Raw genomic sequence first — 17,925 nt, forward strand, 5'->3', positions numbered from 1 at the left:
CTTAATCAATGGAATAAGGGTTTAATAACATGAAAAAAGGATACTATGATTTATTATTAAACTTAACAGATGAAATTAGTGATAGTTATTTAACTAAAGACATCAAAAACGAAGCAAAAACTATCAATAATATTGATAGTTACTTAACTAATCAACTTAGTAGTATCATCGTTAATCACTTATCAAATATTGATAGTGTCAGCGATAAAATTAAATTTTTAAATAATTTACTAGCAAATTTTAGTAGTCAACAATTTAGTCATGATGTTTTGTTACAAATTAAAGACTCAAAGCAAGATATTAACTATCAAAGTAACATTAGATTAGTTGACAACTACTTATTTACTAACAGTAAAGAACAAAATCTAATTGAACAATTAAATAAAGAAATCATCACTAGTGATGCTGTTGCATTTGTTTATCCTTTTATTTCTAAAGCAATGATTAATAAGTTACGTAATGCTTTTAGTCATGCTTTGCAACATAACATTCCAATTACTTTGATTACTACTACTTTTGATGATCAAGCTTTGTTTGTTAACTTATATGAATTAGAGCAATTGATTAAGACTTATCCTAATATCACAATCAGAATTGAAGACAACACTGAGTTGAGAAGTGAAAGAATCCATATCAAAGCAGCAATCTTTCAAAGAGATTCGGGGTTTTCTTCGGCTGTTATTGGGTCTAGTAATCTAACAATGCCAGGAATGGCAACAGGTAGAGAATGAAATTTAAGAATTAGTCAATTTGATAATCAAGAATTGTATCAAAAAGTTGAACAAGAGTATCAAAAATTATGAGAGGATAATTTGCTTGATTTTAATGATGAATTAGTAAGAAAAGAATTATTCAAACGAATAGACCAAAAGCAACAAGATAAACATATTCAATTAGTTAATTATGTTTTGTATGATTTTCAAATTGAAATCTTAGAAAAGTTAGCTTATCGCAGAAAAATTAATAAGCATAAGCATTTAATCATTATGGCGACAGGTACTGGCAAGACTGTTGTTAGTGCATTTGATTATTTAAAGCAAGTTCAAAATCATGGCAGAAGACCAAAAATCTTATTTTTAGCGCATCAAAAAGAGATTGTTGAACAAGCGCTAGCAACTTTTAGACAAGTCTTGAATGATGCTAACTTTGCTAGCATTTTAAATGTTGGCAAACATAACTTTAGTAGTGGTTACTTATTTGCCACAATTCAAACTGTGCACTTACATTTAAAGCGCTTTTCTGTTAATCAATTTGATGTGATTGTTTTTGATGAAGCACATCATATTGCTGCAAAAACCTTTGATCGTGTCTTTAATTACTTTCAACCAGAAGAAGTTATTGGTCTAACAGCAACTCCAGAACGAGAAGATAATAAAAGTATCTTGCCTTACTTTGATGATGAGTTTGCTTACGAGTTAAGGTTGTGGGATGCAATAGATCAAAGATTACTATCAAAATTTGATTACTATTGTATTGATGACATTCAGAGTAATTTAGTTGGAGTGGATTTAAACAATGATCAACAAGTCTTTCGAGCACTAAATAATCATGGTAGAAATGAATTGTTGTTTAGTGTGATTAAGAATTATATCGGAATCTATCATCAGCCCTTAGCATTAGTATTTTGTATCAATGTTGAGCATGCTGAGGTTATCAGTAACTTTTTAAATCAAAATGGCTTAAAAGCAGCGTATCTAACAAGCAAGACTAATCATTTGCGTAGTAAAATCATTAGTGACTTTAAAAAGCGAAAAATTAACTATTTATGTGTTGTTAATATGTTTAATGAAGGGATGGATGTCCCTGAGATTGATAGTATTATCTTATTACGACCAACAAACTCAAAAACAATCTTCTTACAGCAATTAGGTAGAGGGTTAAGAAAGACAAATAGTAAGAATAAGCTATCAGTTTATGATTTAATCGCTAATATTGATCAAAAGTATGATATTACAGTAGGAATTAAGAATTTGTATCACAATCAAGCAACTTTAAAGCATAAGGATATCTTTGAGCAAGGCTTCAGTCTACCAGAAGGTTGCACTATTAATTTAGAAGCAAGAAGTAAGGAAGTTATCTTAAACAATTTACAAGCATGATATCAAGTACCGAAGCGAATGTATCAAGTGGTACGAGACTACTATCAAAAGTATCAAATGCAAGGACTAGCAAGGATTATCGCTGATTATGATTTAAGTTTGCCTTTATTCTATCAATATCTAGATAACTTTTATCTTAAAGTAGCACTTTCATTTAATGCAGACACTGCCCTTAAAAATCAGAGTGGTCGTAACAAAAATATCTTAAAACAATTCTTATTTTTAAATAACTATCACATTGTTAGTTATTTCTATCATCGGTTAGCCAATGATTTGAGTAAATTTGAGCTTAACTATTATTATGACAACCTATTAGTGGTGTCTTTATTTCCTGAAGTGACTAGTATGAAGGTATTTGATGCTAACTTTGCTAGTTCTAGTGAGGATTTAGTGCAAGATTTCATTAGCAATCATGAATTAATCGTAAAAGAGCTAATCATGATTTTAGAATATAAATTAAATCATGAAACTTTACTAGTTAGTCAAAGTGAAGTTGAGCATCATCCTTTATTGATTAAAGATACTACTTATACCGTTAGACAAGCCTTAGTAGCAATTAACAGACTTAATTTTTTGAAGCAATTAGGACCATTAAAGGTTATTGCATTTCAGGCAGGTTACTTAACCTATGATCAAACAAAATCTGTTGTTCTAGCAGATGTTGATGCTAGTAATTATGGTAAGTTAACAAGATATGATGCTGATAGACAAGAATTCTATTGATCAGTTCCAGAAAATAAAAGTATTAGCAGTAAACTAGTTCGTGATTTACAAACACAAGATATTACCAAGTTTTTGTTTCTAGATAACAAAATTAACAAGAATTATCCTAATTTATCACTAAAGCTTTACAATTTTGTGGGTGTTGGAAGTTATTTAGCAACCTTAAATGATAAATATTTAACAATTAAGTTCAAAATTGAAGAAAAAAAGTAAAAAAGTGAAAAAATATTGGCATTTTTTAAATAATACATATATAATTTATTGGTATGTAAATTTCAAGGAGGAACATAAATATGGCTGTACCAGCAAGAAGAACTTCAAAAATGCGTAAGAATACTCGTCGTAGTCATCACGCTTTAATTTCTCGTACAACATCTAATTGTCCTAATTGTGGTTCAGTAGTTTTACCTCATCATGCTTGTATGAAATGTCATACTTATAAAGGTGAAAACATTCCCACAAGTAAAAAGACTACAGCTTTAGCACAAGAAACTGAAGCTAAGTCAGTTGCAACTCCAGTTGCTGATAACAAGGATAAAGACAAGACTGAAATTAAAAAATAGATTTATTTAAAAAAGGCATTTTCTTAAAAAAAGAAAATGCCTTTTTGCTTGATTTTACTGACTAAAAATCAATGAAAAAAAATAATTCTTTTTTTTCTTTAATTTAGTTGACAATGGTTTTGCTTTTAGGTAGTATTCTTATTGTGACCGAAAACAAAGGTTACAAAATTAAGAAAAAAAGAACGATCTTTGAAAACTAAATAGAACAAGAATTAATCCGTCAATTAAGTCAGAATTATACTTTAATTAAAATTTTTTTATGAGAGTTTGATCCTGGCTCAGGATTAACGCTGGCGGCATGCCTAATACATGCAAGTCGAACGAAGTAGTTTACTACTTAGTGGCGAACGGGTGAGTAACACGTATCTAATCTACCATTTAGTGGGGAATAACTGTTGGAAACGACAGCTAATACCGCATGTTGTTCCTAGGATGATTTTCTAGGAATGAAAGGAGCTTTCAAGCTTCGCTATTTGATGAGGATGCGGCGCATTAGCTAGTTGGTAGGGTAATGGCCTACCAAGGCAATGATGCGTAGCCGATCTGAGAGGATGAACGGCCACATTGGGACTGAGACACGGCCCAAACTTCTACGGAAGGCAGCAGTAGGGAATTTTTCACAATGGGCGAAAGCCTGATGGAGCAATGCCGCGTGACTGATGAAGGTCTTTGGATTGTAAAGGTCTGTTGTAAGGGAAGAAATAGTAGGACAGGAAATGGTTCTACTTATGACGGTACCTTACCTAGAAAGCCACGGCTAACTATGTGCCAGCAGCCGCGGTAATACATAGGTGGCAAGCGTTATCCGGATTTATTGGGCGTAAAGGGTGCGTAGACGGTTTTGTAAGTCTGAGGTTAAATATGAGAGCTCAACTCTCATTCGCCTTGGAAACTGCAAGGCTAGAGTATAGGAGAGGCTAGTGGAATTCCATGTGTAGCGGTGGAATGTGTAGATATATGGAGGAACACCAGTGGCGAAGGCGGCTAGCTGGCCTATTACTGACGTTGAAGCACGAAAGCGTGGGGAGCAAATAGGATTAGATACCCTAGTAGTCCACGCTGTAAACGATGAGTACTAAGTGTTGCCAAAAGGCAGTGCTGTAGCTAACGCATTAAGTACTCCGCCTGAGTAGTATGCTCGCAAGAGTGAAACTCAAAGGAATTGACGGGGACCCGCACAAGCGGTGGAGCATGTGGTTTAATTCGAAGCAACGCGAAGAACCTTACCAGGCCTTGACATACCTTGCAATGCTATAGAGATATAGTGGAGGTTAACAGGGATACAGGTGGTGCATGGTTGTCGTCAGTTCGTGTCGTGAGATGTTTGGTTAAGTCCAGCAACGAACGCAACCCTTGTCCTTAGTTGCCAGCATTAAGTTGGGGACTCTAAGGAGACTGCTAGTGTAAGCTAGAGGAAGGTGGGGATGACGTCAAATCATCATGCCCCTTATGGCCTGGGCTACACACGTGCTACAATGGCTGATACAAAGAGTCGCAAAATCGCGAGATCGAGCTAATCTCAAAAAATCAGTCTCAGTCCGGATTGAAGTCTGAAACTCGACTTCATGAAGTCGGAATCGCTAGTAATCGTGAATCAGCAATGTCACGGTGAATACGTTCTCGGGTCTTGTACACACCGCCCGTCAAAGCACGAGAGTCGGCAATGCCAGAAGTTGGTGTCCTAACCGCAAGGAGGGAGCTACCCAAGGCAGTGGTGGCAATTGGGCTTAAGTCGTAACAAGGTACCTGTATCGGAAGATGTGGATGGATCACCTCCTTTCTATGGAGAATTGTCTTTACAGACAACAATGTATAGAAATTTAACCTTGATTTAATACGGATTATTAAAGTTCGAGTTCTATTTAGTTTTCAGAGATTGTTTTAATTTCTGAAAAAACACATTTTCAAACATTTTTAACAAAATGTTTTCGAGTGTAATTGTTCTTTAAAAACTAGATAAGTAGACATCAAAATTAATCAAATTTTTTATAAATTATCTTGCAATAGGATTATTCTAATAAATTAATAAGAGCGTATGGTGGATGCCTTGGGATTGGAAGACGAAGAAGGACGCGATTACCTGCGATAAGCTTCGGGGAGTTGGAAATAAACTTTGATCCGGAGATTTCCGAATGGGGAAACCCACTATCTCTAATCAGATAGTACTGAATAGTGAATTCATAGCTATTCAGAGTGATACCTAGAGAATTGAAACATCTTAGTACCTAGAGGAAAAGAAAGCGAATGCGATTCCCTTAGTAGCGGCGAGCGAAAAGGGACCAGCCCAAACCACTCATCAGAGTGGGGTTATAGGACCATCATTATAGAAGTTACAAAATTTGTCGATAGTAGAAGTTGTTGGGAAGCAACGCCATAGATGGTGAAAGCCCAGTATATAAAATTGACAAATCTTCTGATGGTATCCTGAGTACGACGAGACACGAGAAATCTTGTCGGAATTTGCGCAGACCACTGCGTAAGGCTAAATACTAACCAATCACCGATAGTGAACCAGTACCGTGAGGGAAAGGTGAAAAGTCCCCCGTAAGGGGAGTGAAATAGTTTCTGAAACCATATGCTTACAACAAGTCGGAGCCCGTTAATGGGTGACGGCGTGCCTTTTGTAGAATGAGCCGGCGAGTTACGATTACATGCAAGGTTAAGTGGAAAACACGGAGCCGTAGTGAAAGCGAGCCTTAATAGGGCGTTTAGTATGTAGTTGTAGACCCGAAACCAGGTGATCTAGCCATGAGCAGGTTGAAGTTAATGTAATAGTTAATGGAGGACCGAACCAACGTTCGTTGAAAAGACCGTGGATGACTTGTGGCTAGCGGTGAAATTCCAATCGAACCTGGAGATAGCTGGTTCTCCCCGATATAGTTTTAGGACTAGCGTTAGAATTAGGACAATGGAGGTAAAGCTCTGAATGTATGATGGCCCCACCTCGGGGTACTGAATGCAATTAAACTGCGAATGCCATTGTTTCATGTCTAGCAGTCAGTCTATGGGTGATAAGGTCCATGGACGTGAGGGAAACAGCCCAGATCATCAGCTAAGGTCCCCAAATCAATGCTAAGTGGAAAACGATGTGAAATTGTTTAAACAGCTAGGAGGTTGGCTTAGAAGCAGCCACCCTTTAAAGAGTGCGTAACAGCTCACTAGTCGAATGATTTTGCGCGGAAAATGTACCGGGGCTAAGCATTGTACCGAAGCTATGGGTCTATAGTGTGTGTTTACACACACTTGGGCGGTAGGGGAGCGTTTTAAGCAGCAACGAAGCTAGACCGTAAGGACTGGTGGAGCGCTTAAAAGTGAGAATGCCGGCATGAGTAACGATTGAAGGTGAGAATCCTTCATGCCGATTGACCAAGGTTTCCTGGGCAAGGTTCGTCCACCCAGGGTTAGTCAGGACCTAAGGCGAGGCCGAGAGGCGTAGTCGATGGACAACAGGTTGATATTCCTGTACTACCATAATAACTGATGGAGTGACAAAGAAGGCTAAGATATCCCAACGACTGGAAGTGCTGGGCTAAGTATAAAGAGGGTTGTGTAGGCAAATCCGCACAGCGTTAACCTTGAAATACGATGGGTAGTGAACGGTTCGCCTAGTAACGAAGTATCTGACGCCATGCTTTCAAGAAAAGCTTCTAAAGATATTATTATGGTACCTGTACCGAGAACAGACACATGTGGTCAAGGAGAATATCCTAAGGCAAGCGAGATAACTATAGCTAAGGAACTCTGCAAAATAACCCCGTAAGTTAGCGAGAAGGGGTGCTCATAGAAATATGAGCCGCAGTGAAGAGGTCCGGGCGACTGTTTAGCAAAAACACAGCTCTCTGCAAAGTCGTAAGACGAAGTATAGGGGGTGACGCCTGCCCAGTGCTGGAAGGTTAAAGCGATTTGTTAGCATATTTATATGCGAAGCTTTGAACTGAAGCCCCAGTGAACGGCGGCCGTAACTATAACGGTCCTAAGGTAGCGAAATTCCTTGTCAGGTAAGTTCTGACCCGCACGAAAGGCGTAACGATCCGGACGCTGTCTCGGCTATAGACTCGGTGAAATTTTAGTACCTGTGAAGATGCAGGTTACCCGCGATTAGACGGAAAGACCCCGTGGAGCTTTACTACAACTTGATATTGAATTTTGGTATAACTTGTACAGGATAGGTGGGAGACGATGAAGTGCAGACGCTAGTAGGCACTGAGTCAACCTTGGGATACCACCCTTGTTATACTGAAATTCTAACTTGAGGCCATGATCTGGTCTGAGGACAGTGTCTGGTGGGTAGTTTGACTGGGGCGGTCGCCTCCTAAAAAGTAACGGAGGCGCCCAAAGGTACCCTCAGTATGAATGGAAATCATACATAGAGCGCAAAGGTAGAAGGGTGCTTGACTGCGAGACTAACACGTCGAGCAGAAACGAAAGTTGGGCTTAGTGATCCGGCGGTCCCGAGTGGAAGGGCCGTCGCTCAACGGATAAAAGTTACCCCGGGGATAACAGGCTTATCTCCCCCAATAGTTCACATAGACGGGGAGGTTTGGCACCTCGATGTCGGCTCATCGCATCCTGGAGGTGTAGTCGCTTCCAAGGGTTGGGCTGTTCGCCCATTAAAGCGGTACGCGAGCTGGGTTCAGAACGTCGTGAGACAGTTTGGTCCCTATCTGTCGTGGGCGCAAGAAATTTGAGGAAAGCTGTTCCTAGTACGAGAGGACCGGAATGGACCTACCTCTGGTGCACCAGTTGTCACGCCAGTGGCACAGCTGGGTAGCTATGTAGGGCATGAATAAGCACTGAAAGCATCTAAGTGCGAAGTCAGTTCCAAGATTAGATTTCTCATCCGTAAGGAGTAAGATCCCTTGAAGACAACAAGGTTGATAGGTTGGGTGTGTAAGCACGGTGACGTGTTCAGCTAACCAATACTAATAGATCGAGGATTTATTAGAGAAATGCGCTATTGCGAACAAATTTATATCACGATTTATTGTGATGCCTACATCTAGTTTTTAGAGAATAATTACATAAAACACAAAGTTCATTCTTTGGTGTTCATAGCGATATGGATCACCTGTTCCCATTCCGAACACAGAAGTTAAGCATATCAGCGGCGAAAATAGCACTATGTGCAAAAATAGCACAATGCCAAAGTTTAATTTCAAGCGTCAGCTTGACCGAGAAGACCCTTTCTTTTTAAAAGAAAGGGTCTTTTTTATTTGAATAGAGTGGCTTTATGATACAATTTAGCAAAGTATAAGGAGTTAGAAGCATGAAAATTGGTTTTTTAGGTGCAGGTCATTTAGGTGGAGCCATCATTAAAGGTTTATTAGCTAGTAAGAAGTATCAGCAAGAAGACTTTCATATCGTTGTTGGCTCAGATAGCAGTATGGCAGCCTATCAGAAAGAAAACTTTAAAGTTAGCAAGGATTGAGCTACTTTAGCAGATTGTGAGGTTGTTTTGTTGGCTTTAAGACCAGATGACATCAGCAAAAACAAAGAGCAACTCTCAGCAATATTTAGTAAACAGCAAATCATCATCTCAGTTGCAGCAGGTGTCAACTTACAGCAATTGCAAGCAATATTCCCTAATGCTTCAGTTAGCAGAGCTATGCCTAACACTTCTTGTCAGTTTAATCAATCGATGACAATGATCGCGCAAGAAGGTAAGCCAGAAGCCAATCAAACTGCTCAAGAGATTTTTAATTTATTAGGCAAGACTATCGTCTTGCCAGAAGAAAAGATTCATGTGTTCATTGCTATTTGTGGTAGCGCTAGTGCCTATCTTTACTACTGATTGCAACCATTGATGCAAATGGCTCTGGATAGCAAAATCAGTTTAGCAGACAGTAAGAGCATCATTACTGAACTTTTAGTAGGTGTAGCAGCAAATATTCAGCATAGTTCAGATAGTTTAGCAGAACTGCAAAAGCAAGTTAGTGTTCCTGGTGGTACAACAATTGAAGCAATTAGCGTTTTTGATCAACACAATCTCAAGCAAGTTGTATCTGAGGCAATAGCAGCAGTAGCAAAAAGAAGTCAAGAGTTAGCTTAATTTGTTTATTTATTCTTGTTTATTATATTTTGACAATTAAAAATAAATTGTAGTTATAATTAAAGCAGAATTAAATAAGGAGGTTCAGTAATATGGATGAAAATATGCAAGGAAGTTCAGAGCAAGACAATCAAGATAGTTCAGAAGAACAATGTACTTGTCACTGCGAACAATGTGACTGCGCAGGTTGTCACTGTCAACATCAATAGCACTATTTAGTGTGCTAGGTGTAAAAAAACTAGTAGGTTGCCTACTAGTTTTTTTATGCCTGAATTAGAATTTATCTCTTATATCGGCTGAATAAAATTGTTTCCGGATTAGTTCAATTCACTATCGTGCACTAATCAAAAAAAGAAAGAAGGAAGCAATATGGTAAATCAAAACATTAAAAAAGTTTTTCTCAATAAAAAATGAATCATCAAAGAAACACCTTATTTTATCAAAATAATTCCTCCTAAGCAGTATCTTGAGCCAGCAGATAATGTTGATGCAGGAATCTTCTTGTCTCGCTTAGTTGTTTCATCAGCAATTAGTTCTGATGAGTTAATGGTTGTTGAGATGGATTTTAAAAAAGAGTATCAAATCATCATCTTTGACTACGAAAAAGCAGAGATAGCAACAACATTAGTTCTTGGTGAACAGTTGTATCAAGACTTAAAAGCAAATGAAGATGATGTTGATTGCTATACTGAGAATCAGCAAGATCATTTCTTAATTTATTAGCGTAGTTGACAAAATTGAATAGCAATTGAAAAATTGATTCATTAATTCGTGGTAGATTAGTGAATTATTGGGGGTGGTAACCCTGACCATAAGCAATACCAGCACTTATAAGTGCTAGAGTCTTAAAAGGACAATAAAATATTTATAAATTTTAGGGGGAAAAATTATGTCAATTAACGAAATAATTAAGAAATATCTACCAGTGGAAAATCAAAAGTTATTATATGCAAACAAGCAATACAATTATTGTTCGGCTTATAGCTATCAAAACTGTAGTAATTGTAAAGAAATTAAACCTGTTAAGTGTTGTAAGAAATTGGTTTATCAATCTGCTAAACAAATTAGTGAGCAGCGTTGACATGTCTATTTTCTTTGTGGCGATAGTCATTTAGTGATTCGTTGAGTGCTGATTGACGACAGTTCAATTTCAGTTGGGAAAATCAAAAATTAGTGGGGGAAAAGAGATGAAAAAAATTTTAAGTTTAGCTGCACAGGCATTAGTAGTTAGCAGTGCAGGTTTGACAACTGTAGCTTGTAGCAATTCTTTGAATAGTGCTGAAGATGGCAAATCAAAGCCACCTGATCCAATTGTCCAGAATATCAAATACTATCAAGTATTAATTAAAGAAACAGAAAACTATATCCTTGACTGTGATGAAATGTTAGTAGAAATTAAAGATAATCGTGATGGTTACGATGATGAAGTGGACTATCAAAGTGCGCTTGATGAAGTTAAGGCACAACGCTTTGCCTATCAAGCTGAGATTTGTGACTATCAGTATCAAATTTTATTGTTAGAGTTTAATGAAAAGTTTACTGCTGAGCAGGTGTTAGAAGGTATTGTTATTTTTAGTACTAGAGTTAGTAGTTTAGAGCAAGAGTTGAAACTAAAAGAAAAGTATCCAGATTACTATACTGAAAAAGAGTTAGAAATAATTAGAAATGATATTCAAGTAGCAAAGCTAATTTTAGAGATATTTTTAGCGCTTAAGGAGGACTAAAATGACACAATTTGCTTTATCAGTCATAACTATTTTAGCAGATGTACCTGACTTTAGTGCTGTTACAAAAGAGGTGACAATTTGAGTTAACGCAGCCTTAGCAGTTTTGATTGCTTTAGAGATAATATTTGCTGCTCTGAAAGCGATTTGAATTTGATGAAGTGTGATTCGTAACTCTGATGAACCAGATTCAAGAGCAGTTTATTTAAATGCCTTAAAATGACCAGTTATTGCAATTGTTGGTACTTTGGCAGTAGTAGGAATAGCTAATGTTGTTATCAAAATGGTTGAAACACCAAGTTTAGGTGGTAGTTAGAGTGAAGTTGGTTAACTCTCTTAGAAAGGGGATGAATTTATGATTTGAAATGCGATTTTGAAACTAACATGGTTTATTTTTGTTCAAGGACCATTAAATTTAATTTCAGCATTTAACACAGTACTAGAATATTTAACAGGTGGATTAATTACTGATATTTTATTTGGATCGTCAACAGAATTTAATTGGAATAATATTCCAGTACAATTTTGATGATTTGTTGTGGTGGCTTTATGTATTTTTAGTTTAGTCTTCACTATTCAAATGATTGTCTTAATGTTCAAAGAATCAGTTGAAACAAAAGCAAAATTTGTGCAAGCAATTCAAAATTCTGTCAAGGCATTTGGTTTTATGTTTCTAATTCCAATTTTCTTTTTCCTTGCTAACTTTATTATCCAAAGTTTAGCAATGACAGTGATTAATCATTTTGGAAACAACAGCAACATTGCTCAATATCTCTGACATATTGGTGATCCAACTTGAGATGGAACAGCTAATAATGTACCTGGTGATTTTTCAGTACCTGGGAATGTTAATGATTACAATATGATGGCTCAAGTGTTTGGGACATGATTTATGTTGTTTGCTATCTTTATGATTGGAATCACTTTAATCCAAAAGATTATTGAATTATTCTTTTTATTTGTGATTAGTCCGATTGTGATGATAGTCATGGTTGTTGATGATGGCAAGGCTGCTTTTAGCTGAAAAGATATGGTTGGAGCGAAGTTTCTAGCTTCAACAGGAACTTTAGTTAGTTACTACATCTTTATTTCAGTAACACAAATTTTATTAAGTTCGGGGCTAACAGGGTTAGAGACAAGTAACTTTACTAAATCATTGTTTATTATTTTATATTTATGTGGTGGTGGTTTAGCAACAATGGCTGCTTCTGACATGATTGCTCATTTTGTTGGCGAAAGTGCAGGAATTAGAGAAAGTATGTCTTCAATGCGTTCAACTATGGCAGGAGGAATGATGGCTATGGGAGCAGGGAAAATGGCAGGTAAGGCAATGGGCTTTGCGCGAAGCAAACGTGCGATTAGACATTCAGGATCTTTAGGCAATAGTTTTGCCAGTGCCATGAGTAATCAGTCTGGTGAAGCAAGTTCAGAGGGAATAAATTTTACGAGTTATCGTAATGCAACCACAGGTTTATCTGCAAGAGCAGGTATCTTAGGTCTAGCTGGTTTAGCAATTGGTGCTACAGCAATTGGAGTTTCAAACTTTAGAGATGGAAAATCTAAAAATGGTATCAAAGGTGGAGTTAGAGACTTTTCTAAAGGAGTAGCAAAAGCAGCAGGAGCGCCATTTGTTAGTGTTGGAAAGACATTAAATCCAATTATAAAAAGCAATAAAAAAAGCCTTCAATCTGATAAAACTGATAAAATTAAATAAATAAAGGGTTGTATGGAGGTTAATAAATGAGTATTTTTACTTTGCTAGGGTTTGGAACTAATTGAGATCGTGTTGATCGAATGCGATTAAAAGAATCTTTATGGCAAGCAGGTATTGTTGTCAAAGAAGTAACACATTTAGAATATTATGATTATGACATGGAGATTTTTTTTACTAAGTGTTATTGAAAAATTAAAAAAGAATGAGCTTATAAAGTGATTTTAGCTTTTGGTGAAGAATGTCCAACCAGAACTGAATATAATAAATTTACAGATTTTAGTTCTACTATGGATCTCTTACCTTCAGCACGAAAGTTAAGAAAAAATCCTGCTTTGCAACAAAGTTGAGATGTTGCTTATGCTTGAGCTGTTCAATACAATAAGCATAAAACTGAAACTATTCTTGCTGAAAAAGAAAAAAAGAATGTTGATTTGGAATTAGAACTTAAAACCATGAAAGCTAAGATTGCTAGATATAAAGAACAAATTGAGATTTCTGAGTTGGATAAAAAAAATATCTTAGCTGCAAAAGATCGAAAAATTGCTAAATTGAAAGAAATCTTAGCTAAAAAAAACTTAAAAATAAACCAATTAAAAAGAAAAAAATCCTATCAAGAGTTTAAAAAAAATCAAATAGAAGAAATTGAATTTGAAGCATCAGAAGAGGAAGAAAAATAATTAAAGGAACTAAATACTAAATATGAAAGGTCTGAGCAAATCAGACCTTTTTTTATTTTAAAGGCATAAAACTATAGTAGCACACACGAAAGGAGGTGATAAAAATGGCAGATAATAAAGAAAAGTTCGTTAGAACACATGTTGAAGGAATGAATAAGTTTAATGATTCTTTAAACAAACAAAACAACAACGGCAACAAACGTAAAAAGTAATTCAAAATCTAAATAGAAGGAGTTGTTATGTTGACAGCATTAAGTATCCTGGTTAGTAGTTCACTAGCTGGGATTTTATTTTGTTTATTAAGATTACTTAAAATTAATAAACTTAAGAAAATTAATGCTGTTGAGACAATAAGAAACAAAAAATGGCGTAAATTTTTAATTTACGCCATTATCATTTTTAGTTTCTTTTTTGTTTTGGCAGTTTCATTATTTTTCTATTTATATCACTAGAAGGAGGTTAGAATGAAAAAGATTTGAACATGGATGCTATCAAGTATTTTATTTTCTGGGTTTGTAGTTACAACAACAGAAACTTTTGATAAATTATCAATTAGTAATTTAGCAGATTCACCATTTCACCCAGATATTAAAATTTCTAACAGTGCGAGTGCAACAGTGCGTCAAGAAGGTAATTTAGCTAAAGGTTCAACAAAAGAAAACTACTATGGCACAACAGAAATCATTTGAACAAACTATGCAAGTACTTGAGAACAATTTAAAAAGTACTATAAAACAATTAGTTTAAATGCAAACGGCTATGCTGATGGCAAGCAAGCGGGTAAGAAAAGTTTTTCTAGTGTTAGCATTGCAGTTTCTAGTATTGCACAGCAAAGCAGTTGGCATGCTAATAGTGTATTAAGAGCAAGTGGGTCAAAATACTGTTTAACTTACACTAATAAATCTTTTACTTGAGGAAGTTACAATCAATCAGGAGTTTATTATGATGCGATAGTTTCTGGTTCAACGATAAAATTAAGATTTTATTTATGAACAGAAGCCTATCAATATGGTACTGGTTCAATTTGAACAGAAAGCTATCTTAATTATCGTGGTGGAACAATAAGTTCATCATGAAAATTAAGTGCAATCAAAGATAGTTTAAATTCAGCACTATCAAATCAAATTAAATTAGAATCAAATTATTCAGGTTCATTAGAAGATCCTAATAATATCAAAGATCCAACAGGAAAAGGTAATGATGAAACTACTTTAATTAATGGTGTTATTGCAAAAGTTTTAGGCGATGAATATGGTGCTTGAAAACAATATATTCAACCATTTTCATTTAGCAATGCAACTAGGCAAGCAACAATAGTTTTTAAATTTCTTGATCCAGTTACTAAGCAACAACAAGTATGAAGTTTTAATACACCTATTAACATTACTCTATCACATGATTATTGAGGTAAATCATTAAGTGAGCGATTGCATATTGAGCCAGGACAAATTGTTAATCCAGAAGATTCAACAAAAGGGATGGTTCCTGATGTTGGTTTGCAGATAGAACCAGATAAAGTTAGTGAAACTTATGGTGGTAATATGCAATATCATACAACAGCACATATTGAGTTTGATGGGTTAGAAGATTCAACTGAATGGATGACAGTCAATGGTCAACTAGTAGAAGTTTTAAATAACAAATTTATTTATGACATGGTTGATAATCGTGTTGAAAATGGTGATCAAGCAGTTAATGTTTACGATATTATTATTTATCATGATGATGGTAGTTACAAAGAGCAGTATCAAATTAAATATACAATTAGTAGTCTTGTGCCGACTTTAGAAGCAAAATGATATGCTTGAGATCCAGAAACTAATCCTGATCAAAAAAAATTAATTACACCAACCTTATCTAATGGCAAAACTAATCCAGACTATGATAAAGAAGTCAACCCAAAAACAGGAACTAAAACACAAATTATTTGAGTGAAAAAGAAATCGCAATATCCATTTCCTTTAGATCCTTTAAACAAACAGGGAGAATTAATTAATCCCAATGCCAACGCTGAAGACTATGATTTAGGGTTTATTGCTGAAGGATCAGTTGCTGGGATGGGAGTACAACAATCATTTAAGCCTAGTCAAGTTAAGTCTGTCTCTCGAGAAGGAGTAGATGATGCTTTAAAAGAATTTACTGAACCAAATGACAAGCAAAAACTAACAGAAATTATTCCTAATAAGAATAATACCTATTGAAGTTGACAAGGAATGTGACATTACATCACTAAGACTTTAGATGGTTTAGCATATGAAAAATATGTTTTAATTGGTCCTAACTATCAAAATAAGTATCCACGATTTTTAGATGTGCTAAATGATTCAACTATCGCAGTTGATTTTTGAACAACAATTCATGGGTTTCATTTAAAAAATTATTTAGCAAAATATAAAAACTTAGATTCAGGAAATATTAGCATTTTAAATTATGAGCAAGTTGTTAGTTATTGAAAAGAGTACACTAGTGACATCATAGCGCAAAGAATTCCAGTTGATCCTAATCCAGCAAACTATCTAGATTTAAGTGAAATTTCTTTTTGAACAATTAAGATGAATTTGACTTCAGTTGATTTAATTAAAGAAGAAATTATCAAACAGGTGCAAAGTCAATTAGCTAAAACTAGTTTAATCTATCAAGAAGATTATCAATTCAAGTCATTTGGTGATGATAGGATTAAAGAATTGTTAGATTATGATAGTGAAGGTGATGCAACAATTGAGTTAGATATTAGTGCCTTAACTACTTCAACCAGAGCAATTGGTTCTAATACCATTAAAGTTAAGAATAATATTCATTATGATCCTGATCGGGTTTTTGATTTATCAAAAATTAAACCATGATTTTACACTCAAAATTTTAGTGAACTAACAATTGAACAACTAAGAGATAATTGAATTTTAGCTTCAATTGAAAAGAAACTTATTAGTGCAAAAGCTGAGTTAGTTTATCAAACTGATTATGGTGTGCAGTCAATTGATGATGAAACTTTAGCACAATTTATTAGCAGTAAAGAACTTGTTAGTTTATCAATTACTATCTACGCATTAGATAGTTCATTAAAAGTAATAAATGGTACAACTTTGGAGTTAACTAACGATCCAGAGGGTCAAATTGCTCCAACAAAACCACCAGCTCCTGACCCTGATCCAAATCCACTACCACCAAATAATACTTGAATTGCTAAGCAAACAAATTTAATTATTATGTCAGTTGTTGTTGTACTGATTGTTACAACAATAGGAACAATTATCTTTTTTAAATATCGTTTGAAAAAAGGGATTGGTGGCAAGAAAAAGAAGAACCAATTAAAAAAATAAATTTAATAAAGGAAATATAATAAATTATCAATAACAATAAGTAATTAAATAAAAAAACAAGTTCTAATCAAGAATTTTATTAATAGGGGACTTGGTTTTTTATTTAAGTATATGTAAAATTGAATAAGTAATACTTATGAAGGGTTGGGTTTATTAATTTGTTTTTAATTGATCAAGATGCGCTTTTAATTGCTTCTCCTCTTGCTACTATTATTGCAGCATTAATAGGAGGCGGTTTAGGCTCTTTAGGAAGTTTTTATATCCATAAAAGTAAATTAAAACATGATAAAGAACAAAAAGAGAAAGATAGAGAAACTGAAGCAAAAATAGCTGCCTTAAATTATATGAAAATAAATAACGTTACAGCAGATGAATTATTTAATATTATGAATGATGGAGCATTTGAAAAAACTGTGGATTTATTAACTAATAGGTTAAGTGAATCTAAGGAGAATATTCAAGATACAAGTATCAATAATAATGACAAATTGGATAATGATATAATAAAATCAGAAAGTGGGACATAATATTATGAATAAAAAAATTGATTTTAAAATCTTAAATGCATTTATTAACATGATTATTATGGACGTTGCTCAAAAATATATTTTAAAACTGAAAGAAGAAAGAAAAAAACCACCAAAATTAATAGAAGATTATTTAGATAAATCAGTTTTATTACTTAATAAATATAAACCATTAGAAATTTCAAAAATGAAAAATACTATTGGTAATATTGATAAAGAAGAACAAGATAAATTTAATAAATTATTTGAAGAACATAAAGACTATGAATGATTATGTAAGGAATTAAATTTTGCATTTTTATTGATGATTGATAAAGAGTTACAAGAAAAAACATTAGTATTGATTTATGATAATGTTTATGAATATAAATTTTTAATAAATCAAGAAATAATTAATAAAAAAATTGTTGATATTAATAAAGTTATTGAAAAGTCTAATAAAAATAAAATTAAAAAATTGCATTTTTATAAAAATAATATGAATGGTTATATGAGTGTATAAATTTAATATTATGATTAAATATGTTAT

At 34.4% G+C, this 17,925-nt stretch carries 11 protein-coding genes, 3 rRNA genes and 1 pseudogene; all 15 read left to right on the forward strand.

The window, feature by feature from the left end; genetic code table 4:
* Positions 1–29: 29 nt before the first annotated feature.
* The 15 genes and pseudogenes from SPLAT_RS01240 to SPLAT_RS01310 all read left to right on the forward strand — a co-directional run bounded on the left by SPLAT_RS01240 (position 30) and on the right by SPLAT_RS01310 (position 17,898).
* Positions 30–3,035, forward strand: a complete 3,006-nt coding sequence (locus SPLAT_RS01240) for a DEAD/DEAH box helicase family protein (RefSeq protein WP_168105257.1) — start codon at positions 30–32, stop codon at positions 3,033–3,035.
* A gap of 80 nt (positions 3,036–3,115) precedes the next feature.
* A pseudogene (gene rpmF, locus SPLAT_RS03550) lies at positions 3,116–3,277 on the forward strand (50S ribosomal protein L32); the annotation flags it as partial.
* A 363-nt stretch (positions 3,278–3,640) separates the two neighbouring features.
* Positions 3,641–5,165, forward strand: a 16S ribosomal RNA gene (locus SPLAT_RS01250).
* 235 nt (positions 5,166–5,400) lie between these two features.
* Positions 5,401–8,331 (forward strand): 23S ribosomal RNA (locus tag SPLAT_RS01255).
* Between the two features lie 95 nt (positions 8,332–8,426).
* Positions 8,427–8,533: ribosomal RNA gene (gene rrf / locus SPLAT_RS01260) — 5S ribosomal RNA — on the forward strand.
* Together the 16S, 23S and 5S rRNA genes form the textbook arrangement of a ribosomal RNA operon.
* 118 nt (positions 8,534–8,651) lie before the next feature.
* Positions 8,652–9,434 (forward strand): pyrroline-5-carboxylate reductase family protein, encoded by a 783-nt coding sequence (locus SPLAT_RS01265; RefSeq protein WP_168105259.1) that lies wholly within the window; start codon positions 8,652–8,654, stop codon positions 9,432–9,434.
* A gap of 369 nt (positions 9,435–9,803) precedes the next feature.
* Positions 9,804–10,157, forward strand: a complete 354-nt coding sequence (locus tag SPLAT_RS01270) for a hypothetical protein (RefSeq protein ID WP_168105260.1) — start codon at positions 9,804–9,806, stop codon at positions 10,155–10,157.
* Positions 10,158–10,323: 166 nt separating this feature from the next.
* The gene (locus SPLAT_RS01275) at positions 10,324–10,608 is read left to right on the forward strand and encodes a hypothetical protein (RefSeq protein WP_168105261.1); all 285 of its coding nucleotides are present in this window, start codon (positions 10,324–10,326) and stop codon (positions 10,606–10,608) included.
* A gap of 13 nt (positions 10,609–10,621) precedes the next feature.
* A complete protein-coding gene (locus tag SPLAT_RS01280; RefSeq protein ID WP_168105262.1) occupies positions 10,622–11,158 on the forward strand; it encodes a hypothetical protein in 537 nt (178 codons plus the stop codon).
* 1 nt (position 11,159) lies between these two features.
* Entirely contained in the window at positions 11,160–11,474 is a 315-nt protein-coding gene (locus SPLAT_RS01285) for an Mbov_0395 family pilin-like conjugal transfer protein (RefSeq protein WP_168105263.1), read from the forward strand.
* A gap of 39 nt (positions 11,475–11,513) precedes the next feature.
* Positions 11,514–12,872, forward strand: a complete 1,359-nt coding sequence (locus tag SPLAT_RS01290; RefSeq protein WP_168105264.1) for an Mbov_0396 family ICE element transmembrane protein — start codon at positions 11,514–11,516, stop codon at positions 12,870–12,872.
* Positions 12,873–12,898: 26 nt separating this feature from the next.
* Positions 12,899–13,549: a hypothetical protein gene (locus tag SPLAT_RS01295; RefSeq protein WP_168105265.1), complete on the forward strand. Its 651-nt coding sequence runs from the start codon at positions 12,899–12,901 to the stop codon at positions 13,547–13,549.
* Between the two features lie 464 nt (positions 13,550–14,013).
* Complete coding sequence (locus tag SPLAT_RS01300; protein ID WP_168105267.1) at positions 14,014–16,869, forward strand: Mbov_0399 family ICE element protein; 2,856 nt, start codon at positions 14,014–14,016, stop codon at positions 16,867–16,869.
* A gap of 158 nt (positions 16,870–17,027) precedes the next feature.
* Entirely contained in the window at positions 17,028–17,396 is a 369-nt protein-coding gene (locus tag SPLAT_RS01305; protein ID WP_168105268.1) for a hypothetical protein, read from the forward strand.
* Positions 17,397–17,400: 4 nt separating this feature from the next.
* On the forward strand, positions 17,401–17,898 hold the full coding sequence (locus tag SPLAT_RS01310) for a hypothetical protein (protein ID WP_168105269.1): 498 nt from the start codon (positions 17,401–17,403) through the stop codon (positions 17,896–17,898).
* Positions 17,899–17,925: the final 27 nt, after the last annotated feature.

Origin of the sequence: Spiroplasma platyhelix PALS-1 (assembly GCF_021496725.1) — a bacterium.
Classification (GTDB): domain Bacteria; phylum Bacillota_I; class Bacilli_A; order Mycoplasmatales; family VBWQ01; genus Spiroplasma_D; species Spiroplasma_D platyhelix.